The organism is Chitinivibrionales bacterium (genome assembly GCA_035516255.1).
Taxonomy (GTDB): domain Bacteria; phylum Fibrobacterota; class Chitinivibrionia; order Chitinivibrionales; family FEN-1185; genus FEN-1185.
Map to the genome: position 1 here is coordinate 1 of DATJAL010000046.1, position 22,912 is coordinate 22,912.

Annotated in this window: 24 protein-coding genes and 1 tRNA gene; 17 read left to right on the forward strand and 8 right to left on the reverse strand. The window is 52.5% G+C overall.

Annotated features, from left to right (window positions below; genetic code table 11):
• The first annotated feature begins 288 nt into the window (after nucleotides 1-288).
• A complete protein-coding gene (locus VLX68_13065; GenBank protein ID HUI93171.1) occupies nucleotides 289-834 on the forward strand; it encodes a hypothetical protein in 546 nt (181 codons plus the stop codon).
• Nucleotides 835-936: 102 nt separating this feature from the next.
• On the opposite strand, the gene VLX68_13070 is transcribed toward VLX68_13065, so the two are convergent.
• A complete protein-coding gene (locus VLX68_13070) occupies nucleotides 937-1,182 on the reverse strand; it encodes an HIT domain-containing protein (protein ID HUI93172.1) in 246 nt (81 codons plus the stop codon).
• A gap of 182 nt (nucleotides 1,183-1,364) precedes the next feature.
• Here VLX68_13070 and smpB point away from each other — a divergent pair, with 182 nt between their 5' ends.
• The 9 genes from smpB to VLX68_13115 all read left to right on the forward strand — a co-directional run bounded on the left by smpB (nucleotide 1,365) and on the right by VLX68_13115 (nucleotide 8,064).
• A complete protein-coding gene (gene smpB, locus VLX68_13075) occupies nucleotides 1,365-1,850 on the forward strand; it encodes an SsrA-binding protein SmpB (GenBank protein HUI93173.1) in 486 nt (161 codons plus the stop codon).
• Nucleotides 1,847-3,100: an N-acetylmuramoyl-L-alanine amidase gene (locus tag VLX68_13080; GenBank protein ID HUI93174.1), complete on the forward strand. Its 1,254-nt coding sequence runs from the start codon at nucleotides 1,847-1,849 to the stop codon at nucleotides 3,098-3,100. The genes smpB and VLX68_13080 overlap by 4 nt, the downstream gene beginning before the upstream one ends.
• Entirely contained in the window at nucleotides 3,097-3,927 is an 831-nt protein-coding gene (gene murI / locus VLX68_13085; protein ID HUI93175.1) for a glutamate racemase, read from the forward strand. The genes VLX68_13080 and murI overlap by 4 nt, the downstream gene beginning before the upstream one ends.
• A 148-nt stretch (nucleotides 3,928-4,075) precedes the next feature.
• Entirely contained in the window at nucleotides 4,076-4,828 is a 753-nt protein-coding gene (locus VLX68_13090) for a YebC/PmpR family DNA-binding transcriptional regulator (protein ID HUI93176.1), read from the forward strand.
• Nucleotides 4,829-5,142: 314 nt separating this feature from the next.
• A complete protein-coding gene (ruvC, locus tag VLX68_13095) occupies nucleotides 5,143-5,643 on the forward strand; it encodes a crossover junction endodeoxyribonuclease RuvC (protein HUI93177.1) in 501 nt (166 codons plus the stop codon).
• 3 nt (nucleotides 5,644-5,646) lie between these two features.
• Nucleotides 5,647-6,252 (forward strand): Holliday junction branch migration protein RuvA, encoded by a 606-nt coding sequence (gene ruvA / locus VLX68_13100; protein HUI93178.1) that lies wholly within the window; start codon nucleotides 5,647-5,649, stop codon nucleotides 6,250-6,252.
• A 150-nt stretch (nucleotides 6,253-6,402) separates the two neighbouring features.
• Nucleotides 6,403-7,452 carry a Holliday junction branch migration DNA helicase RuvB gene (ruvB, locus tag VLX68_13105; protein ID HUI93179.1) on the forward strand — a complete coding sequence of 350 codons (1,050 nt, stop codon included), beginning with the start codon at nucleotides 6,403-6,405 and terminating at the stop codon, nucleotides 7,450-7,452.
• Between the two features lie 104 nt (nucleotides 7,453-7,556).
• Nucleotides 7,557-7,775 (forward strand): DUF2905 family protein, encoded by a 219-nt coding sequence (locus VLX68_13110; GenBank protein HUI93180.1) that lies wholly within the window; start codon nucleotides 7,557-7,559, stop codon nucleotides 7,773-7,775.
• 7 nt (nucleotides 7,776-7,782) lie between these two features.
• Nucleotides 7,783-8,064: an acylphosphatase gene (locus VLX68_13115; GenBank protein ID HUI93181.1), complete on the forward strand. Its 282-nt coding sequence runs from the start codon at nucleotides 7,783-7,785 to the stop codon at nucleotides 8,062-8,064.
• Nucleotides 8,065-8,233: 169 nt separating this feature from the next.
• Here VLX68_13115 and VLX68_13120 read toward each other — a convergent pair whose 3' ends face one another.
• The 5 genes from VLX68_13120 to VLX68_13140 form a co-directional block, all read right to left on the reverse strand.
• Entirely contained in the window at nucleotides 8,234-8,779 is a 546-nt protein-coding gene (locus VLX68_13120) for a hypothetical protein (protein ID HUI93182.1), read from the reverse strand.
• A gap of 148 nt (nucleotides 8,780-8,927) precedes the next feature.
• Nucleotides 8,928-9,113 carry a hypothetical protein gene (locus tag VLX68_13125; GenBank protein ID HUI93183.1) on the reverse strand — a complete coding sequence of 62 codons (186 nt, stop codon included), beginning with the start codon at nucleotides 9,111-9,113 and terminating at the stop codon, nucleotides 8,928-8,930.
• 335 nt (nucleotides 9,114-9,448) lie between these two features.
• Nucleotides 9,449-10,681, reverse strand: a complete 1,233-nt coding sequence (locus tag VLX68_13130) for a glycoside hydrolase family 16 protein (GenBank protein ID HUI93184.1) — start codon at nucleotides 10,679-10,681, stop codon at nucleotides 9,449-9,451.
• Between the two features lie 511 nt (nucleotides 10,682-11,192).
• A complete protein-coding gene (locus VLX68_13135) occupies nucleotides 11,193-11,660 on the reverse strand; it encodes a hypothetical protein (GenBank protein HUI93185.1) in 468 nt (155 codons plus the stop codon).
• A 191-nt stretch (nucleotides 11,661-11,851) separates the two neighbouring features.
• A complete protein-coding gene (locus VLX68_13140; GenBank protein HUI93186.1) occupies nucleotides 11,852-12,118 on the reverse strand; it encodes a hypothetical protein in 267 nt (88 codons plus the stop codon).
• A gap of 329 nt (nucleotides 12,119-12,447) precedes the next feature.
• Between VLX68_13140 and VLX68_13145 the strand changes: the two genes are divergently transcribed.
• The 7 genes from VLX68_13145 (at nucleotide 12,448) to VLX68_13175 (ending at nucleotide 20,511) form a co-directional block, all read left to right on the forward strand.
• A complete protein-coding gene (locus VLX68_13145) occupies nucleotides 12,448-12,885 on the forward strand; it encodes a MarR family transcriptional regulator (protein ID HUI93187.1) in 438 nt (145 codons plus the stop codon).
• Between the two features lie 150 nt (nucleotides 12,886-13,035).
• Nucleotides 13,036-14,625, forward strand: a complete 1,590-nt coding sequence (locus VLX68_13150; GenBank protein HUI93188.1) for a DHA2 family efflux MFS transporter permease subunit — start codon at nucleotides 13,036-13,038, stop codon at nucleotides 14,623-14,625.
• A 650-nt stretch (nucleotides 14,626-15,275) separates the two neighbouring features.
• Complete coding sequence (locus VLX68_13155) at nucleotides 15,276-17,429, forward strand: hypothetical protein (GenBank protein HUI93189.1); 2,154 nt, start codon at nucleotides 15,276-15,278, stop codon at nucleotides 17,427-17,429.
• A gap of 372 nt (nucleotides 17,430-17,801) precedes the next feature.
• Nucleotides 17,802-17,878, forward strand: a tRNA-Arg gene (locus VLX68_13160).
• A gap of 514 nt (nucleotides 17,879-18,392) precedes the next feature.
• Complete coding sequence (locus tag VLX68_13165; protein HUI93190.1) at nucleotides 18,393-18,830, forward strand: hypothetical protein; 438 nt, start codon at nucleotides 18,393-18,395, stop codon at nucleotides 18,828-18,830.
• Between the two features lie 308 nt (nucleotides 18,831-19,138).
• A complete protein-coding gene (locus VLX68_13170; GenBank protein ID HUI93191.1) occupies nucleotides 19,139-19,738 on the forward strand; it encodes a hypothetical protein in 600 nt (199 codons plus the stop codon).
• Nucleotides 19,739-20,247: 509 nt separating this feature from the next.
• Nucleotides 20,248-20,511, forward strand: a complete 264-nt coding sequence (locus tag VLX68_13175) for a hypothetical protein (protein HUI93192.1) — start codon at nucleotides 20,248-20,250, stop codon at nucleotides 20,509-20,511.
• A gap of 182 nt (nucleotides 20,512-20,693) precedes the next feature.
• Here the strand turns inward: VLX68_13175 and VLX68_13180 are convergent, their stop codons facing one another.
• The gene (locus VLX68_13180) at nucleotides 20,694-21,446 is read right to left on the reverse strand and encodes a rhomboid family intramembrane serine protease (protein ID HUI93193.1); all 753 of its coding nucleotides are present in this window, start codon (nucleotides 21,444-21,446) and stop codon (nucleotides 20,694-20,696) included.
• Nucleotides 21,447-21,564: 118 nt separating this feature from the next.
• A complete protein-coding gene (locus VLX68_13185) occupies nucleotides 21,565-22,884 on the reverse strand; it encodes an NCS2 family permease (GenBank protein HUI93194.1) in 1,320 nt (439 codons plus the stop codon).
• Between the last annotated feature and the right edge of the window lie 28 nt (nucleotides 22,885-22,912).

Here is a 22,912-nt window from a genome sequence, read left to right on the forward strand (position 1 = left end):
TTCTTTCCTGAGGTTGCCAACAACTGGACTGCTTCCCGTTTGAACGCATCGTCATACTTCTTACGTGACGTAGACATACACACCTCCAAGAACAAAGATAAATTTGGTTCTCGGAGTGTCCAAATTCAGGAGTACACCTCATAAAGCCTGATTTGTCGCTCCCCCTATAAATGGGGAGTATTATCTTGCCGAGATTTTCTGCCCGAAAACACTTTCTTTATTGCAGCCTTCCTTTTTGGTTTGATTTACCTTATATTATGGGGAAACAGACAAATAAAGGAGGAAACAATGAGAATCAAGTTTATGGTCGTTTTGGCGGGCTTGGCATGGCAATGCTGCGCGATTCAGATCAGCCCTGATACGGTTTTTACTGAAGGTTCAGGAGTAAGTACAAATGGACGATTTGTTATCAGAAACACAAATCTGTTTGACACAGTTTTTATCGATACAATATATACAGTAGATACCGTACAAAGCCCATTAGTTCAAACCGTAATATTATTCAGAGATACTACACACCAATACACGTTTTTAGTATATGGCAGTCAAGCCGCCCCCATAATGCCGAGGTTGTTACTTCCTCCTAACGATTCACAAGTTTTAATGAATGCGACACTAAGTTCAACGATTCGTGTTGTTAGCTCCAAAGCAAAAGCAACAGTTGCCCCATGCATTGTCAAAGCAATATTTGTCCCGAGCATTGGAACAAAGGACACTGTTGTTTTTATCGGACCTTGCAATCTTACAGGAACGAGATTTGGGACAGTCCAATCGAAATTACCTGTTCTCAATAAAGGCACATGCACGCGTCCGGCCGAAGCATTGACAATATGACACTCAGAAAAACCGGCGTGTATATTGCAACCTACGGACGTCAGGGAACTTTAATCAAAAAGTTGATGATGCGTGATTGACAGGCAAGCGGTTGCTCTCTTGCTATCCCGGCGGCCAGCCAAACTCCCGCTCTACAATGATGTGCGCGTGCAGGTGCGGCACGAGCTGGCCCGCGTGCTCGCCTGAGTTGATCACGAGCCGGTAGCCGTTTGCCGAAAGGTTCTGCTGCTTCACCATTTTTCCCACCGCCTCGAACAGTTTCTTCAGCACATCCGCTTTCTTCTGCGGCACGTCCTGAATGGTCTCGAAATGCTCCTTGGGGACCGCGACAAGGTGCGTGGGTGCCACGGGTTGATGTCTTTGAAGATGAGGGTACTTTCATCCTCAAAGACTTTGCTGGATGGAATTTGTCCGGCGACGATTTTACAGAAGATGCAATCTGCCACAAGAGAATCTCCTTTTTATTAAATGTAAAAACTGCCACCCTATCCGCCTTTTATCCAATCTCATATTATAGTATTTTCTATCAAATGAAAAACAAAACCAACGAACCCCCGCGGGAAATAAAACCGATCGCGCAGAACAAAAAGGCGTTCCACGACTTCGAGGTCCTTGAAAAAATCGAGGCGGGAGTGGCGCTGCTCGGCGCTGAGGTGAAATCGGTGCGTCAGGGCGGCCTGTCGCTCGCCGACAGCTTCGCCACGTGCGACAGCGGCGAGATGTTCGTGCACCATATGCACATAAGCCCTTACCAGAACAAGGGCTATTCGATCGCCGAACCATACCGGAAAAGAAAGCTCCTGCTCCATAAAAATCAGATACTGCGGCTCTGTTCCGAAGTGGAAAGAAAACACCTTACGATAATACCGCTTAAGGTATATTTTGATAAACATTGGGTGAAAATGGAACTGGGACTGTGCCGCGGCATGAAAAAGTATGACAAGCGGGACAAAATAGCCTCGGAGGAGACAAAGAGGCGCCTCGCGCAGATAATGAGGGAACGCGGAAAGCGATGACACGCCTTTGGCACGGAAAAATCCTCGGCGCCGGCGGCGCTTTTCTGGCCGCGGCCGCGGTCATTGCCGCGCTGCTGTGCCGGCCTGCCTGTTCTGAAATCCGGGTGAAAAACGAAGCGACGGGCAAGGAACAGTCCTGCGCATCGTCCGTCATCGCGGGCATTGCACAGGTCTCGGTGAGCGACGTGTGCGAGGCGGCCGGGTTCACCTGGAAATGGGATTTCGGTTCGCAGAAACTTTCGTGCGTGAAAAAAAACGCGCGGCTGACCCTGGTGCAAGGGATGCCGTTCTATCTTGTCAATGATACCCTCCGGCAGATGGCGTGCGGCCCGGTGCGCGAGGGCGGCATGCTCTTTCTGCCGCCGGCCTTGTGCCGGGAAATGCTGGCCGCGACGCTCAAGGACTCCATAGCGTGGCGCGAGGAGGATTCGCTGTTGGTGATCGCCCCGCGCGCCGCTGCGGCAAAAGCCGCGGCGGCCGCGCCCGACACGGCGGCGCGCAGGCCCGCCGATACGGTATCGCAAATAAAACAGCCGCGCCAGGAGGTGGTCAAGACCGTCGTGCTGGATCCCGGCCACGGCGGCATGGATCCGGGCGCCATCGGCCCGGGCGGGGTGGAAGAAAAAAAGGTGACCCTCGACATCGCGCTCGCGCTGCGCGACCTCATCAAAAAGAAAACCAAGCTCGCGGTGTACTGCACGCGCGAGACCGACCGGTTCATCCCGCTTGTCAACCGTACGAAATTCGCGAACGAGAAGAAGGCCGACATCTTCGTGAGCATCCATGCCAACAGCATCGAGGGCGACAAGAAGAAGAAGGACGGTACGCGGGGATATAAGGTCTATTTTCTGTCGCAGGCGAAAAACGAGGAGGACAAGCTCGTCGCCATGCGCGAAAACGCGGTTATCAAGCTGGAAGACAACTCCCGCACCTACGACAACCTGCAGGACATCCTGATTGACATGGCGGGAAACGAGTACCTCCGCGAGAGCCAGGACCTTTCCATCATGATCACCGAAACGTTCACGTCGTCGCTCAAGGACATCCCGCGGCTTCACCTTGGCGTGGGCCAGGCCAACTTCTGGGTGCTCAACGGCACCTACATGCCCTCGGTGCTCATCGAGGTGGGGTTCATCTCCAACACGCAGGAGGAGAAAAACCTCGCCGACGCGGCCGAACAGAAATCGATCGCGGCCGCGGTGTTCGCGGCGATCATGAGCTTCAAGAAGAAATACGAGGAAGGCCAATGAGCGACCCGCGGCCCATCGGCATGTTCGATTCGGGCATGGGCGGCCTCACGGTGGCGCGCGAGGTGTTCCGCTGCATGCCGGGCGAGACTATTGCATACCTCGGCGACACGGCCCGCTGCCCCTACGGCGGCCGCTCCGGGGAGACGATACGCACCTTCGGCATGCAGGACGCGCGCTTTCTGATGGAGCAGGACATCAAGATGCTCGTGGTGGCGTGCAACACCGTGTCGTCGGTGGCGCTCGATTTCATCCGGAGCGAGATCAACGAAATCCCCGTGGTGGGCGTGGTGCTGCCCGGCGCGCGCGCGGCCGTGAAGCGGACACTGCGGAAAAAAATCGGCGTGATCGGCACCTTGGCCACGATACGCACGGGATCGTATGAAAAGGCGATTCACGACATTGATCCGGCGATCAAGACCTATGCGAAACCGTGCCCGCTCTTTGTGCCGCTGGTCGAAGAAGGTTTGCTCGACACCGATATAACGAGGCTTGCGGTGCAGCGGTACCTGTCTGAGCTGCTGGCGGTCGGGATCGACTGCCTCATCCTCGGCTGCACGCATTACCCGCTGCTTTTGGAGACCATCCAGAGCACCGTGGGCGGCGGTATACAATTGCTTGACAGCGCGCTGTGGGCCGCGCGCGAGGCCGCCGACATCCTGTACGCGCTCAACGCCATGGCGCCGGAAAAAGCGGGCGGCATGGAGAAAAGCGTATTTTATGTCACGGACATGACGCCGCAGTTCGCGGAGAACGCGGAGCGGTTCCTTGGCAGCCCGCTATCGAATGTAAAGAAGATAGAACTTGAGCAGCTGGCAAAGGCGATATAAAACAAGTTGGAAGTTGAAGGTTAAAAGCAATATCATCCATTAAAAATCGCCTCCAACTTTAAACTTTAAACTTTAAACTATTTTTAATTCTTGCGGCATAGATTAATATTTGCAAATAAGTTATGATAAACCATCAAAAGGAGGATCCATGTCAGGTCATTCCAAATGGGCCAAAATAAAGAGGTCCAAGGGAAACGCAGACGCTGCAAGAGGGAGAGTCTTCAGCCGTCTGATACGCGAGATTACCATTGCAGCGCGCATGGGTGGCGGCAACCCGGACGGAAACCCGCGTCTCCGTTCGGCGATCGCCTCGGCCCGCACCGCAAACATGCCCAACAAGAACGTCGAGAACGCCATTGCCAAGGGCACCGGAACGCTCGAAGGGTCGACGTACGAGGAGTTCGTGCTCGAGGGATACGCGCCGGGCGGCGTTGCCGTACTTGTCGAGTGCATGTCGGACAACCGCAACCGCACCATTTCGGAGGTGCGCCACGCCATGACCAAGGGCGGCGGCAATCTTGCGGCGGTCAACTCGGTGGCATGGATGTTCAAGGCAAAGGGCCTCATCAGGGTCGACAAAAACGCAAAGGACGAGGACGCGCTCATGGAGGTGGTGCTTAACGCGGGCGCCGACGACATGGCGCTCGATGGCGACGAATTCGAAATCTCCACGTCGCCCGAGGCGTTCGAAGACGTGCGCGCCGCGCTGGAAAAGGCGGGCGTGAAGCCCGTGAGCGCCGAGCTCGCCAAAGTTCCTGAGAACTACGTTAAACTCGACGGCGACAGCGCCGTTAAGGTGTTGCGGCTCATCGACGAGCTCGACGAGCTCGACGACGCGCAGCACGTGTACAACAACCTTGACGTGAGCGACGAGGTGCTGGAGAAATACGCGAAGAGTTAATAATTTTTTTGATGGAGGAGGTATCCCCCTCGCTGTGGCCTCCTCGTCCCGCCAAAAGCGGGACTGCGGAGTCCTTCGCTACCCCCTCCTGGGTGTGGCCGGGTACCGGTAGCTCCAAGCCCAATCCTTCAGTTGGGCGCGCCCTTGAAGCCGCAGTTGCTTGGATAAAGAAGTTGGTTCTGATTTCGCTGACCGCTGTCCAGTGACTGCCGAAAACTGTATTTTCGGGCGCACCCACGAGCGGCTGTTGGTACGGTAAAAATAGTTCTTATTGATTTGCTAACTGGTGACCGCTGACTGCTGAGGGCTGTTCTATGATCATTTTCGGCATTGATCCTGGCACCTCAATCACTGGTTATGGTGTCATCAATGTAAACGGCAACAGCGTCTGCTTCGTTGATTTTGGCGTCATAAAAACGAACGACAAACTTGACATGCCGGAAAAGCTCGCTTGCATTTACGACGGTCTGGTTGAAAAAATGCGGCGCCATTGTCCCGACCGGGTGAGCATCGAGGAGGCGTTTTACGACAAGAACGTGCGCACGACCATGGTGCTGGGACAGGCGCGTGGCGTGGCGCTGTTGGCCGCGAAAAAATGCGGGGCAATGATCGCGGAATATTCTGCAAAGGAAATAAAAAAAACGGTGGTGGGGAACGGCAACGCGAAAAAAGGCCAGGTTGAATACATGGTGAAAATGCTCCTAAGGGTTCCCGCTGAAAAATTTCCCGCCGACGCCTTTGACGCGCTGGCCGCCGCGCTGTGCGATTTCAGGTACCAGGCGTTCGCCGGCAGGGTGTTTGCGGCAAAAGGATAGGGAATGTTCGATTACATTAAAGGAACGCTTGCCGAGAAGGGCCCCTCGGTCGCGGTCATCGACGCGGCAGGCGTGGGGTATGAGCTTGTTATTCCTTTGTCAACTTTCGAGGCGCTGCCAGCCGAGGGCGGCCCGGCAAAACTGTTCACCCACCACTACGTGCGGGAGGACATGCAGAAGCTGTACGGATTTTCGTCGCGGTCCGAGCGCGAGCTGTTCCGGCAGCTCATTTCCATCAGCAACATCGGGCCGAAAACCGCGCTCAACATCCTGTCCGGCGTGTCGCCGCAGGACCTCGTGGCGTGCGTCGCACGCGGCGACGCGACGCGGCTGCGCAAGATCCCGGGCGTGGGCGACAAGACCGCGCAACGGCTCATCGTCGAGCTCAAAGGCAAACCGGGCCTTGCCGGGGGAGGGGAGCCGCGGGGCGGAGGCGGCGCGTCCGCGGCGGGCAAGGGCGGAGCGGAGCGGTCGCAGGCTTTTGACGCCATGCTCTCGCTTGGCTACAGCGAAAAGCAGGTACAAGCCGCGCTTTCGCGCGTCGACGGCGTTATAGAGCAGGGCGCGCCGGTGGAGGAGTGGATCAAGAAAGCCCTTCAGGTGATTTAACTCTCAAAGAAATCATCGCAAAGGCGCAAAGATCGCAAAGAACAATCAAATAATAATTTTTGCCATTTACTTTCCAGTTCCATTTTTTATTATTCTCTTCTTTGCGTCCTTCGCGTCTTTGGGGTGAGTTTATTTTATACGAAAAGGCATATGGATAAGGTACCGGAGAATAACCGCATTGTAAGCGCAAAGTCCCGCGACGACGACGAGTCGGGCGACGTGTCGTTGCGGCCGCAGAAGTTTTCCGATTTCATCGGCCAGGAAAAGGAAAAGGAAAACATCGCGCTTTTCGTTGCGGCCGCCAAAAAGCGCGGCGAGGCGCTCGACCACATTCTTTTTACGGGCCCGCCCGGGCTCGGCAAAACGACCCTGTGCCGCATCCTTGCAAACGAGCTCGGCGTGAAGATACTCACCACGTCCGGCCCGGTGCTCGAAAAGCCCGGCGACCTCGCCACCAACCTCACCAATCTCGAGGCGCGCGATATCCTGTTCATTGACGAGATACACAGGCTGTCCCGCGTTGTCGAGGAATTTTTATATCCTGCCATGGAAGACTTCGTGTTCGACATCATGCTGGGCGAAGGACCGTCGGCGCAAAGCGTGCGGCTCGACCTCAAGCACTTCACGCTGGTGGGCGCCACCACGCGCCAGGGAATGCTCACCTCGCCCATGCTCGGCAGGTTCGGCTACGTGTGCCACCTCGGCTATTACAGCGCAAAGGAGCTGCAGACCATCGCGCTGCGGTCGGCCGGCATCCTCGGCCTCGCCTGCGACCAGGACGCGGCCATGGAGCTGGGCCGCAGGGCACGCGGAACGCCCCGCATCGTGAACCGGCTGCTGCGCCGCTGCCGAGATGTCGCGGAAGTAAAGGGCAGCGGCCACATTACGAAGGAAGTGGTGGCAAAGACGCTGTCCATGCTCGGCATCGACGCCGAGGGCCTTGACGAGATCGACCGGAAGATACTCCTCTCCATCGTGGAGCATTACGCCGGCGGGCCGGTCGGCCTCAATACGGTCGCCGTGGTGGTGGGCGAGGAGCCGGAGACCATCGAGGAGGTTTACGAGCCGTTCCTCATCCAGAACGGGTTTCTCAAGCGCACGCCGCGCGGCAGGGAAATCACGGCGAGGGTGTACAAGTATTTCAACCTTGACCCGAAAAAATATTCAAGCCGGCAGGGAAACCTGTTTCAAGGAGAATAAAGGTTTAGGAGTGATAAGTGAAGAGAAAAAAATGATTTATCTTGGATTTTTGATCTTTAATCTTTAATTTTTAATCAATAATAACCGCTCAAAGGGGCATAGAGGTGAATTGGATCGACGTGGGGCGCTTTCTCGTGATCGCCGGCGTGGTGATCGTCGTTGTGGGCGTTCTGTTCCTGGTCGCGGACAAGTTCCCCATCGGCAGGCTGCCCGGCGACTTCCATTTCGGCACGGGAAAGGTGCGCATTTACATCCCCATCGCCACCTGCATCCTGCTCAGCATCCTCATCACCCTTATTGTCAATTTTTTCTCCCGGAAGTAAACTTCCCGTGGCCGTGAAACGACTGACGATCACCGTGACCGGCCGCGTGCAGGGAGTGGGCTTCCGGTATTTTGTAAAAGACGCGGCGGATTCTCTCGGTATTTCGGGCTGGGTGCGGAACACCGATGATCGCGCCGTGGAGTGCGAGGCGCAGGCTGAGGAAAAAGACCTGGAGGAGTTTATAGGCAAGCTGAGGGAAGGGCCGCCGATATCGAGGGTGAAGGAGGTGGCGGTGAATGAGATACCGATTGATCAAATGACAGAACAGGAATTTGAAATTACGTATTAATTTTCTTGCCGCTCGTTTTATTCTGTAATGGTAGTTTTGCGGGGGAAGTCTCCCCCTAGGGTGCGGCTTAGGACGGACCGGCAATGAGGCCGAAGGCCGAGCCTGGAAGGAGGGCCGCCGCGGCAAAGCCGCGGAACGCCCAGCTTTTTATTTTTTAGAAATAATATTATCACTGAGTAACAATAAAGCACCGTTCCGCCGGATTCCACAAAAACTTCCCCTCATACGGTTTCAGTATCACCTCGGCGGCCTTGCGGATGCCCTTCCGTCCGCAGCGCTTGACCAGCGAAGCCCATGATTTCCATCCGGGCTGGTTCTGGTCCGCGCTGCCCACGATCGCGAAGAGCCCCGGGTCGGGGAGCGTGGCCGCCATGTGGCTGTCGGTGAAGAAGTCGTACAAGATGAACCACGCCACGTCGCCCACGCGCACCCTGGGCCAGTCGTCGAGCACCTTGCCGCGGATCACCGTCGAGTCCTCAAGCTTTACGAGGAGGAAGGGGATGGCGTCTGCCCCATGAGCGATGAGCGAATCCACGACCGGCAGGCTGGGGTTCTTGTCCTTGTCCTGCACCCGGCCCTCTTTTGAAATATGCCCGATTTTGCGCAGGTCGATGGAAAGTTTCTGGGCAAAGGCGGGGGTGGCGACGAGCACCATGATTAAAACAATAATGATACCCCAGCTTGGAAACATGCGTTGACAATGAGGATTCCTCATGGCCGTCTTACCTTGACATGAAGAGAAATATGAAATAACGCTGCCGCACATCCAGGAATTTATTTTGCGACTGAAAAAATACAACTCCCTGAAAATATTGTCAAATAAACCCCGCAGATCAAGCGCCAGAAATGAAAGCCCCGTTTTTTCAGACCACCAGTCTTTTGATGTCCTCCATCTGGATTTTCCTGTGCCACTTTTCCAGCACCTCCTTTTCATGTTCCGCGGCATACGGATCGTCCGGATATTTCCTTTGGTTTTCGGGCAAAGAAAAAGAGTCCTCAAATCTGCATCCCCTCACCGGTTTTTCTTCTTCTGAAATGACATGATTCATATGCTCCCTCCTTTTTAAGCGGTTCAAAGAGAGCCATACCTCTTACATCTTTTATATACGGACAATCGGGGGGATTATGCGGAAAAAATGAGGAAAAATGGAATGGCCCAACTGTGCGATTCAAATCAGGATTATCCCGTGCCTGTTTGATTCCACGGCGCCGCCATCAAATATACTTGACAAAGATGCATTCATTTTTCTTGGTTGCAATATCGAGTTCGCTTCTGTAAAGATAATGGATGCCAACGTGTAACGCGGGGTCAAGAGCGTGAGGGTCGAAAGCCGCAGAGAATGACGGGCGGGCTAAGGAAAAAGTTGTCACGCGTCCTCCGCGTTCATCGGACACGCAGGAACATGCCCTTCTGGACCGTCCCGGCGCATTCCGCCGCGTAGAGGTACAATCCGGGCTTTACGCGGATGCTGTGCGCGTCTGCTCCGTCCCACCTCGGATTCCCGCCGGACAGGCGTCGGACAAGGCGTCCGCGGTCGTCGTAAATGTTCACGGCGTCCAAGCGCCGCGCGCCATTCTTGACAAAAAAGACCGTTCCTCCGTCATCCTGGCGGCATGAAATGCTCATGGACTCGTCGGCGCCGGGGGCGATCCTTTCACGCGCGCCGGACTGGGTGGTTCCCTGCCACACGCGCACGTAGTCGATGTCGAAGGTGTCGGTGGCGCCGGCGGTCTGCAGGGTACAGGCCGCCGCCCTGCACCAGTCGTTTTCCACCATCTGCTGGATCAGGATATACCCGGGGGTGCGCGCGATGTTCGAGTTGTTTGCCCCTGGAGAGGGGAAGGTGCCGGCGGCGGTGCCGTCCAGGTAAAAGGTGAGGTGGTCGGGCTCCCAATCGACGCCGATGGTATGGAACACCTTGGAAAAATCCATCGCGGGTCCGGTGCCGTTGTTTCCGACGCCCGTGTTCGGGGTCCAGCTCTTATTGCGGGACACGTCCGTGGTCAGGCCGTCGCTCCAGCTGTAGTGCATCCACATGGTGCGCGGGTCGTTGCCCAGCACTTCCAGAATGTCAATCTCCCATTCATAGGTGTAATTTTTCTTGCAGGGGAGCATCCAGAACGCCCCGAAAAAACCGGACACGTCAACGATCTTCAGCCGCGCTTCGATATAGCCGTAGAGAAACGAAAATTTGTACGGCGTGTTGTCATTGGTGTTGGCGCGCGCGGAAATCAATTCGCCGGACTTGTACGAGTTCGAGAAGGTCGTGACGCCGGGATTCGGTTGCGCCACCAGGTGGCAGACGCCGCTGTTCACCTGGATTTGCGAGGGATAATAATTCTCACGCCCGTTGTTGAACGAGCCCACCCCGCCCCAATCGGCGTACGGGTTCCAGCGCGAGGTGTCGTAGGAAGTACTGTCGAAATTTTCATTGAGGATGAGCTTCCAGGAATTCATGCCGGCCGGCAGCGGGACGGTGCCAGGCGGCTGGGGATCGGCGGCAAAGATGTAATGAGGACAAAGGATGATAAGAAGTACAACACAGCAGGTGAGGGTTAACGCCGCAGCCCAATTACCGCAAACGGGGCCCTGATTTTTTCCTGTCCGCGATTTCATCTGAACCTCCCTGCGAAAAGAATGGATCATCTGTATCGCTTTTTAGGAGCCGCTTTCCGGTGCAACGCCCTGGCATGGTGGGAAGAATGAGCATGCGGGGATTTTTTCAGGGTCCAAATGCGTTGCGATTTGGTGGATTGAGATTTGGGCGATCGGTGTGACTTATGGGAACGGTGCGCTTTTTGGTTGTTCTTCGCAAGATGAGAATGTCGGGAATGGTGCGAAGATGAATTGCCGGACGCGGATGCCGGGGAGGGCATCAGCAGACACACCGCTACCGCCGCCGCGAAAAAGATTGAAGAAAGCTTCATAGAATACCTTCTTAAATTATAACCTTTTTTATCGAAGATTTACAGGTCAAAGTGGAAAAAACGGATCATCCGCAAACCTATTGTTTTTTATGGATATTTTTTTACGTAATGTATTTTAAAATCCACAAAATCTTCCATGCCCCAGTAGCTCAGTTGGATAGAGCACAGGTTTCATAAACTAATTATCGGCCTGTTTTTCCCTATGAAAACTTCGCGTGGGGCTTAAAAAGTGCTACGGCAGGTGCTACAAATCCGGTGTCCGTCAAAGCCCTGAGGGCATTCTTCTTCCAATAAACTTCCTTGATCATCTTCTCAGTAAACTGAATTCCGAGCGCCAGGATTCGTTCGGCGGTAAACCCCTCGATTTCAATCATGGTTGTCATTGCTATATGGTTGAAATCGTGAATATGTAGGTTGGTGATCTCAGCCTCTCTGCACATTGTCAAAAAATGACGTCTGGGCTTTCCCATCGGGTACCAAGCGGCGTTACGCATGCCTTCAAAGTCGTTTACATGCTCAATTTCACCTTCCAACCGTGGAAAGAGAAGCGGACAATCCTTGGGTCTCCCGAACGTTAAATATTGAAGAATGTCATCGAGGCCTTTCAGCGGGATAAACGTTTCTTTTTCTTTCGTTCTCCTTTCAGTTTTTTTCTGTTTGGAGTGCAAATATGGAACTCCCGTTCCGACTAAAACAAGGTTCTTGTCGGTGAGCCGCCATAAATCGGACCTTGCGCGAAGCGGCCTGCGTTCCAGCAGTCGCATCGACCAGTAAAGATGCGACCGGTGGGTGACAAGAGTATTGAAAAACCGATCACGCTCTTCAGGGCTGTTCCAAACGCGCTCGCGGTTCGTCCGGGTTATCTCAAAATCTTTTTATTGGAACGGAAGAAATTTTTCTCTTTTTTTTCCGCATGTTTAAGCGTGGTCTGTATCGCACTTTTGTGATTTGCGATCGTGTTCAACGCTCGTCCTTCATCCTCCAATTCCTCGAGGTACTCCTCATACTCATCAATAAAAGACTCTCTCTGGAGGAGTTCGATCTGCATGCTGCGCTGGCAGCCCATGACCTGAATCATCAAGCTAAAGACATCCTGAAAGGCAAGAATCCCTGTCAGGTGTTTCACGAAGAAACCCGCCGAATACGATTTACAATACCGGAAAGGAAGGTTGTCTATGACTGGATAAACAAAGCTCAGGAAAGTATATTGAAAGAGGCCCACCCAATTTTCGGGCTAAAAAGGGACATTATCTGTTGGCAGCACAGCAGGGTCTTTTAACAGTCGGGGAATTGTGCAAACAGCTTGGAGTCGGGCAGACGACCTGCTATCGATATGAGGGCGCGTGCGGCCTCGGCAAAAAGGTTGACCCGTCAACTGCACGACGTATTTTGAGCCATGGTATGAATGAACTGCATCGGTATCAAAATCTGACAATATCAAGACTCAGGCGGTTGGTGAGGTACGCCACCGAACTCATCAACCGGCGAAGGGTTCTGAACACATCGGCGCTTTCGTACGAGCAATTTCCACTGCTTAAGATCGCCATTCATCATGAAGGATCCTCAATGCAGGAAATCGCACGCCTGACAAACCAGGACAAGTCAGGCATCCTTCGCGGCCTTCGTTCTCTTGAAAGACGGGGATTCATCATGTTTAGGAACGATCCCAGCGACATGCGGAAGCGGCTTGTCTTTCCGACGAGGAAGGCCCGGGAGCTGTCGAGGAGAATCGTGGACGATGTGGAGGCTCTTGAAAAGGAGCTCCTTCACGGAGTCTCTGCGGGTGAGATGCGCATTTTCCTTGAGGTCATGCGGAAATTAACCGACAGATGCGTCGAACTGGGCGCTACGAAATTCCAGCGATATCGTCTCAAGGGCGCCAAGCGAGGATGATCCTTTTTTTGCAAAAAAAGTTGATGGGTCAACTTAAATGCCCGAGGTCGTCAGGCTGCCAATAGAGAGAACCCTGTATTCCATATTGCCGGTACGTACTCTACTGCAGTGATTCGGCGCTGGTGGCTGTTGCCCTTGGAAGGCCGTCGTATGCATGACCGTTTTGCAAAAGCCTTTCCCTCCCTGCACCATCAGCACGAGTTCTACAAGTGGTGGGTACTGGTCAACATCATGATCGGTACGTTTGTAATCGTGCTCAACAATACAATCGTCAACACCGCGCTGCCGAAAATGATGGCGTCTCTGGGCATCACGGTGGACCAGGCTCAGTGGATCATCACGGTATTCATGCTCGCGTTTGCGATCATGCTTCCCACGTCCGGATGGCTCGCCGACCACTTCGGTTACAAGCGTACGTACGCGGCAGGTATGGTCGTCTTCACGGTATTCTCTTTTCTGTGTGCGCTGTCGCGCGACGAAAAGACCCTTATCCTCATGCGCATTGGTCAAGGTCTAGGCGGGGGCCTCATTCAACCGCTCGGCATGGCCATTCTCATGCGCGAATTTCCTCCGCACCAGCGCGGAATGGCCATGGGTTTCTGGACCATCTCCTCAGCAGCTTCCGTGTCTTTGGGACCGCTGCTCGGTGGGCTACTGTCGGACAACTTCGACTGGCACCTGATCTTCACGATCAATGTTCCGGTCGGAATCTTCTGTTTCTTCGCAACCTGGATCATTCAGCGTGAGTACAGGAAGCAGCAGGAGCACTCTTTCGACATAGTCGGCTTCGTGTCCATGGCGGTGTTCTTGGGATTTCTCCTCGTAGCCCTGAGTAGCGGCAACGCCGGTTGGAACGCTGGCGGCTGGACCTCGGATTTCATGATGGTCTGCTATCTGTTCTCGGCCGTCGGCTTCGTGGCGTTCCTGATCACCGAGCTGAATGTAAAATATCCTATTGTAAAGATACAGCTTCTCGGCACCTACAACTTCGGACTCTCGAATGTCGCAATGTTCATATTCGGCGTCGGCATGTTTGGAAGCACGTTTCTCCTGCCACTGTACCTGCAGAATGCGCTTGGCTATACCGCGTTTCAATCCGGCATGGTGTTGCTGCCGGTGGGAATCCTGCAGGCCTTCTTCGGGGCGTTTGCGGGATACATTTCCGACAGGATAAATCCGAAGATCCCCATCATTCTCGGAATTGTGCTTTTTTCACTCAGCTTTTTCCTCAATTCGAACCTTTCCCTTTTCTCGGAGAATTTCCAGATCATGGTTCCCATGTATCTGCGTGGAGTCGCGATGGGAGTCCTCTTCTCTCCCCTGAGCACACTGATCATAGCGCACATTCCTCACAAGGACATGGCGCAGGCGTCCGGGCTCATGAATGCGGTGAGGCAGGTGGGAGGAAGTTTTGGTGTGGCGATTATGCAAACGCTGCTAACGCAACGTATCACCTTTCACACGGCAATTGCGGGCACCAGGATCGATCCCTCGTCTCCGGTGTTCCAACACAGCTTGAGGCTGTTGCGGACTCACGCGATTTGCGATGCCGGATCGTGCTCGCATGATGCTGCTGCCCAGAGCACCGCGATATTCGCGTCTCATTTCTTTCAGCAGATGTTCGTGTGGGGAATCGACGACGCGTTCCTGTTTTCGAGTATTTGTACGGCGCTTTGCATCATCCCAGTTCTCGTTTTAAAAGGGAAAAGGAATATGCGGGAACCCCGCCAGGGAAGGTGAATGGCGCTGTCGGCGGGCAGCATCATCGCAAAGATCCGAGCTCTCCTGAAAATGGTGTCGAACATATACAACACGAGGAATAATTTTGGAAAAGCCTGATGGTCCTGCTGCTACCGAGAAAGACAGGCCCCCAGAGAGGACCCGGAAAATGCCGGGGTTGAGAATTGATTCTGTGGAGATCACCTTCAAATCCATGACCTCCAGGGCAAACATACTTTAGACATCCATCATATGGGTGATGAAACCATTGCAACCGACCACTCTGGTCATACAGATTGGACCGCGACAGATTCTTATATCTTCAAAAGGTTGTGGGCAGGAGATCGTTTAAATTAAGAGATGGCCCAAATCACGCCGTCATCGAATGTTCTGTGGTAACTATTTTGGTAACTACTCCCATCGCGTCTATGGCGAATATGGCGCTTCCGCAGGCCGATTGACAGCCGTGACAACTTGTGACCTGTTTTTATAGCGCATTTAACCCGAGAGAAACGGACAATTGCGCAACGTTTCTGTCGTCTGTCTGTGCGAAGTAAAATCCTTGTTTCTTAGCAATGAGCCATGGTACAATTATACTCTGATTCAATCCATCAATCTTTGTTTCTAAGGAAATCGGTTGATCAGGAAACACCCTAGAAAGGGAGGCTCAAATGAAACATCTTGCAGTACAGCTTGTTGCAGGGATGGGATTGCTGGTTTTTCTTTCACAAACGGCGAGTGCACAATGGAAACAAACCAACGGGCCGCTGGGTGGGCAAATTATAGCACTTGCGGTGAGCGGTAACAACATCTTTGCCAGCAGTGTCCCGCAGAATAGCCGTAGTAAATCTGCTTATACTTGGCCCGGCAGTGTTTTCCTCTCCACAGATAACGGTACAAGCTGGACTACGGTCAATTCCGGTTTCACGAATACCGATATTCAGGCTTTCGCCGTGAGCGGCGGCAATATCTTTGCTGGGACGTGGGGCGGCGGTGTTTATCTCTCTAAAAATAACGGTACAAGTTGGACACCGGTCGATTCTGGCCTAACAAATAAGTATGTTATTTCTTTTGCTGTGACCACCAACGCAATTTTTGCCGGAACTATGGGTGGCGGCGTTTTCCTTTCCACTAATAATGGGACAAGCTGGACGGCGGTCAATTCCGGCATCACAAATGATACGATCTCGTCTCTCGCGGTGATCGGTGGCACTCTCTTTGCCGGAACCACAAGTGGCATTTTCTTATCAACCAATAACGGTACAAGCTGGACCGCTAGTAATTCCGGCCTCACGGATAGTAATGTCACCAGTTTTGCCGTCAGCGGCAGCGACATCTTTGCTGGAACTCATAATGGTGTTTTCCTTTCCACCAATAATGGTACAAGTTGGACTGGTGTCAGTTCCGGCCTCACCGATGGTGACATAAGTTCTCTTGCGGTAAGCGGCAACAATATTCTTGCCGGAGCTCATAATGGCGTTTCAATTTCCAGCAACAATGGTACAAGTTGGACCGCAGTCAATTCCGGCCTCACGAATGGCCAAGTTACTTCGCTTGCGGTTATCGGCAACAATATTTTTGCCGGTACAAACGGTAGTGGCGTCTTCCTTTCCACAAACAATGGAACAAGCTGGACCGCAGTCAATTCCGGCATTGTGTGCAGCATGCTTTCCACTCTTGCGGTGATCGGCGGTAATGTTTTCGCTGGCACTTATCAGGGCGGGATTTTCCTTTCCAGCAACAATGGAACTAGTTGGACTGCCGTTGCTCCTAGCCTTTCGAGTACTGAGGTCAATTCTTTTGCAGTGAACGGCAGCAATATCTTTGCTGGGACCAGAGATTCCGGCGTATTCCTCTCCACGAACAATGGTGCAAGCTGGTCCGCCGTCAATTCCGGCCTTGCGAATTTAAGTGTTTACTCTCTTGCAGTGAGTGGTGGCAACCTCTTTGCCGCAACTCTGGGCGGCGGTGTTTTCCTTTCCAGCAATAATGGCACAGGTTGGACTGCGGTGAATTCCGGCCTCACAGATGATTCGGTATTGTCTCTCGCAGTTATCGGCGGTAATCTTTTTGCTGGAACCGCAAATGGTGTCTTTCTGTCCACTAATAATGGTACAAGCTGGACCGCAGTCAATTCCGGCATCACAAATCAAATTGTTTACTCCCTTGCGGTGAGCGGCAGCAATCTCTTTGCCGGGATAATGGCGGTTAATGGTGGTAGTAGTGCTGGCGGCGGCATCTTCCTTTCTACTGATAGCGGAACAAGCTGGACTGCGGCTGATTCTGGCTTCACTTATGAAGGTTATACTCCGTCTGTCCAGTGTTTTACAGTGAGCGGCAGTACTATCTTTGCCGGGACTCAGGGGCTTGGTGTTTACGTTTCCACCAATAATGGTACAAGCTGGACAATGATTGATTCCGGACTAGTGACTATGGGTGAGGATATGATCACTGGTCTTGCGGTGAGTGGCAGTAATATTTTTGCCGGGACTGAAGGCAATGGAGTATGGAGCAGGCCGCTTTCAGAAATTACGGGGGTAATCAATCGTAACATCCATCAGGCGACGTTAAGGCCATATGCCAGTGGATTCAAAGTCAACGTCAACAACAAAGGTATTGCCCTGCTGTTGCCGGAAACGATGAATAAGGGTACACTATCCGTTGGATTGTATACCATTGCCGGAAAAAGAATATACTCAGCCACACATCTGGCTTATGGAGAAATAGTGAATGTCCCGATCACGGGATTATCAACAGGTACATATCTGATGTCAATACGAGGCAGCAATACTGAGCTGTCTTCACGGTGTGTGGTGACGAAATGAACAGGACGAAGATTTTTAAGGACTCCAGCCCGGTTCTCTGGAAATAGCAGAAAATATGGGAGAAAGAATCGTGGTGACTAAAGTGGTAACTCTTCCCATCGCGTCCATGGCGAATATGGTGCTTCCGCATGCCGATTTGACAACATATTCGCCATATTCAATTTGAAAATAGGGCTCATAACCCGAAGGTCGCTCGTTCAAATCGAGCCCCCGCTACCAATAAAAACAAGAACGGAGAAAAGTGAGGCTCTCCCGTGGTTAATAAAAAAAAGTGCTATAAATAGTGCTACAAATACCCCTCGGAAACAACTATTTTTTGAAAATCGGGCATCCGATATGCCCAAGAACCTCGAATTTTGCTGAAAAATCAACGCCCCAGTAGCTCAGTTGGATAGAGCACAGGTTTCCTAAACCTGGGGTCACTGGTTCAACTCCGGTCTGGGGTACCATAAAGGCGCTAAAATAAGCAGTATTTAGCTGTTTTAGCGCCTTTATCCTTAAAATTTCAACCCGCGAAATAATTAGGTTGTCACGAGTTGACTTTCGGGAAGACCGGGGAATCATGAGAAAATCTCCTTGATTCGGATACCACTCTTCCGCAGCATTAGAACGCAAACGTGCGAGCCATTCCCAAGGTTCGGAAAAAAAAGTAGTATATTTAATATAGCACATCCCGCGAACACGGGTGAATGGCGTTCCCTAACTATTCAAAACGGAGTAATGATATTTTATCGTAAGAGAAGGTTAAGCCCTGAATTAGAGAAAGAAAAATCTATGATATCGTTATCCCTTATAACGCGGTCATGCGTCCTCCGTTTTATATTACACAGCAGGTATCTTTCCATGGACAAAATCTTAACAGCCGCATTTCTTCTTTTCTTGAGTTCTTCAAGTTATCCGCAAACTTATTCAAAAGGCTTCCCCATCGACTTCTGGGTCGCTAAGGCCAATGCGAGAATAAACATGAAGAACCTTGAAAACAAAACCTATCACAAACTTATGCCGGACATTGATTCTACCAATATCAAAGTAGTTTACCAAAAAAACGCCAAGACCCTGCTGTGCTTCGTTTCGATTTTTCACAACCATGGGCACCGGTACAACGTTCAGGCGTTCTCCGCCAAAGACCTGAAGGCGGAAAACGAAATGTTGCTCCCGGATCTTTTGTGGGAAGGTGTCTTGAACAATTCCACCAAGACCTATGTCGGACTCAACGAAGTCAGGCAGGTCATCGTTGCCTTTCCAAATGAGAAACAGGAAAAAAGCGCTAAGGAAAACGTGGTTAAATGGGAGTACTACAGGTATACGCTTTCGTATGACAGTGCCGGGAATAATATCCCTAATATCAAGGGAATACTCATCTGGGGAAAGCCCGTGATTGTTGATACGGTGTCCCAATAGGCAAGGGTTTCCAGGAATCCAAACGAGAAATCTGGTATTTTTATCCCATCCCACGCGAACGTTCCCGCCAATGCCCAAACGTTCCTTCTATTATTGAAAATATAGCGGCTCATGAAAATACGCTTTAACCGTAAAACGCTCAAACCGTCATGATGGAGTATGCTGAATGGGCTGGAAAATAGCCTGATCCCAAGGAAGCGGATTTTGAGAGGTTTATGCAGATGAAGCAGACAGAGAATCTGGTTGAGTGAACCTTTCTGTCTTGATCAGCGACTAATATTCATGGAGTCACTTTTCAGGAGGTTACAGTGAAGCATCATTTCTTCCTTTACTTTTGCATGATTGCCCTGGTCGCAATGACATCGAAAACCGCTTGCGCAAGTTCAATTGACTCAATCGTTATTCAGCCTACTAATCCTACAACCAACGATTCAATTATAATTGAATTCCTAATATATTCAGGACCATGTACTTCTTGTGACCTTCATAGGGATACTGTGTGTATGCTTGGAGACACGGCCATATTCTATTACAGTAGAATTGTTGCATGGTGCAATTTAGTTCGCTGTCCTATAGGATGGGATACGATGCAACCTGTGTTAACAATAGCGGGTCTTCTTAAGATAGGTCCCTTGTCAGCGGGAAAATATGGGGTTTATTTTGGGATGGTTTTTCCAGTTGATTCGGCGGAGAAAGTTGCCGACTTTACCGTAACAAATCCAGCTAATATCAGCCATCCTATTATTTCCAATAATATGAATTTAAGTGTAAAGAATAAACCACTTGCAGCTTACAGCATTCGTGGAGAATTACTTAATGAAAGAGCTAGTCGTTTGACTAAAGGCATTTGCATTGTCAAAACAGATGGTGGCCGCTTTGAAATCAGCAATTTTATAAATTCACGATAGGCTGCCTAGTCTTAATTCTCTTGCACATCCAGTCTTCTCTATTGTAAACTATTTACAGCTAAGATCGTCTTTCTTTGCGGCAAGGTGGCTTAAAAATGAATAAAGGAATTATATTTTGGAATAGAATCGATTCTCTTCGTGTAATGGCTTCTTTTTTTGGAGCACCTGGAAGAAAACGATGAAATGCTTTACGAAAACGTGTGTTTGGAGCCTATTTTGGATTGGCGATATTTCTGGGTATTTCTGAAATTTGTCCGTATGTACCCATTCCAATATCCAGCGATTATGCAGGAACGCATTCACCGTTTCAAATAGGTTTAAAAACTGTCTTAACTATCCAAAAGGGAAATCCGGCACGGCGGTGAATACCATAGGCGTGTCTTTTTCTTCGCACAAGCGGGTTTTCGTAAGGAAAACGCTTTTTAGCCAGCACACTTGATTTACCGTCCCATTGCCTGTATATTTAGGAGTGAGGGGCAGAACGCGGAAGGGCATATCCGGAGGCATTGATGACTCTCAGATCGGCAATACTCGCGGTGACGATATGCATCGCTGCGGCTTTTGGCCAGCCCGCAACCACGGCTGCGGCCAAAACTCCTCCTGCGTCCGCCAATACGAACTGGCCTCCCCAGCCGTTTCCAACAGGCATCACCACTATAACCGTTGATTCTGGATACCAGAAAAAGTCAGGTAAAGACAGCGGCGCGACCAACATTATCGTGAGGAGGGTGACCATTTCGGGGCTTGACAGGTTTCTCGATATGTTCCGTTAAAAAAGGGTAAATAAGATTTGCCGCCGAGACACAGAGAGCACAGAGAAAAATAAAATGGAGTTGGAAGTTGAAGGTTGAAAGTTGAAAGCAACGAAAAGCACAAAACACATTTAACTTTTAACTTCAAACTTCCAAGCTTAAACTGTTTGTTATCTCTGTGTTCGTGCCTGGGCGGCCATTCTTCACCTATACCGCCAGCCTCTCCACCGCAATGCGCGTTTTTCCCTGACCCGGTCCATTCTCCTGAAGAAAAAAATCAGGATCACGCCCGCCAGAAACCCTCCAACGTGCGCGCCCACCGCGACGCCGCCGCTGCTCCCGCCGAGCGCGGGCAAAAGTCCAACGACCTGCAGAAGGAACCAGTATCCGAGCATGAAATACGCGGGGACAATGATGCGCGTGATGAAAAAGCCGAGGAACACGAGCATATGGATGGGCGCGCGCGGGTACAGAATGACATACGCGCCCATGACCCCGCCGATGGCCCCGGACGCGCCCACCATGGGAACCGCGCTGTGCGGGTCGAGTCCCATCTGCGTAGCGGCCGCTGCGAGACCGCACAGCAGGTAGAAAAAAACAAACCGTATCGAGCCCATGGAGTCCTCGACGTTGTCGCCGAATATCGCGAGAAACCACATGTTGCCGATGATGTGGAACCAGCCGCCGTGCATGAACATGTGCGTGATCATGGTGTACCAGTGGTGCGTGTTCTCAACAACGCAGGCAAGCCCGCCGCCGAGGGGCACTGCAGTGCCGGGCCGAACAAGCCCGAGCAGTTCGCCGGGCACCAGCCCGTACACGCACAAAGATTTTGCCAGCGTGGGGTTGAAGCCCGCGCCCTGGACAAATATCCATACCGCCACGTTTATCAGGATGATGAGGAACGTGACAACGGATTTATGCAGCGTGGGGTTATCGTCGCGGATTGGAAACATGGATCAGGATTCCTGGAATAAGATTTGCGAATTTTAAAAATATACATGGCGCCCCGCCGCTTCGCGCCGGAGGCCGACCCGACCCGAACTTTGTGAGGGGAGGGGAACGCCAGGATTTTTAATTTTTAGACAATGCAAAATCTACCGCAAACAGCACCGCAATGATATACATCGCCGGGTGCACCTCGCGCCATTTTCCGGTGCACGCCTTGATCACCACGTAGGCGATGAATCCGCACCCGATGCCGCGGGAAATGCTGAAGGTGAGTGGGATGGTGAGGATGGTGAGGAACGACGGAAACGCCTCGGTGATGTCGTCCCAGATTATTTCGCGGACAATGCCGATCATGAGAAACCCGACGATGATGAGGGCCGGTGCGGTAGCGGCGGCGGGCACCGCCGCGATGACCGGCCAGAAAATAATGGAAAGAAAGAAAAGAACGCCGGTGACGATCGAGGTGAGGCCGCTTCGGCCGCCCTCCGACACTCCCGACGCGCTTTCGATGTAGCAGGTGACCGAGCTGCAGCCGAACGCGCCGCCCACCATGGCGGCGAAGCCGTCAACGAGAAGCACGCCGCGCAGGCGCGGCAGTTTTCCTGATTTGTCAAGGAATCCCGCCTTGCCGCCGACGGCGACCACCGTGCCCATGGTGTCGAAAAAATCGCTCAGGATGAGCGCGAACACCACCGAGACAAGGCCCGCCTTGAATGCCTGCGAGAGAAAAGCGGGTGACAGCGGCGCGAGGAGCGTTGTGAAATGCGATGCGGCCGGCAGGGCGACAACGGCCTTCGGCAGGCGCGCGACGCCGGTGACGGACGCGGCAGCCGCGGTCACCGCGATGCCGATGAGGATTGATCCCTTTACATGGCGCGACATGAGCAGCGCGGTGAACAGGAGTCCGAACGACGAGAGGAGCGCGGGCGCTCCGAAACTGCCGAACGTCACCATGGTGGCGTCGCTTTTCACCACCAGGCCGGCCGACTGCAGCCCGATAAAGGCGATGAACAGGCCGATGCCCACGCCGATGGCGCGCTTCATGTTGAGCGGGATGGCGTTCATGATCCACTCGCGCACCCGCGTCACCACGAGGATGCAAATGATGGCGCCCTCGAAAAAGACCAGGTCCATGGCGACCTGCCAGGGTAGTTTCATGGCGATGACTACGCCGTAGGTGATGAACGCGTTGAGCCCCATGCCGGGCGCGAGCGCGAAAGGATAATTGGTGGCCACGCCCATGAGCACCGTGGTGAAGCCCGCGGCAAGACAGGTGGCGATGATGAGCGCGTCCTTGGGAATGCCGGCGGCCGACAGGATGGCGGGATTGACAAAGATGATATAGGCCATGGTCATGAAGGTCACGGCGCCCGCGATGATTTCGGTGGGGACGTCGGTGCTGAGTTCCTTGAGCCGGAATATTTTATCGAGGGTGTTTTTCATGATCCGTCATCCGTATTAAGTTGTAATG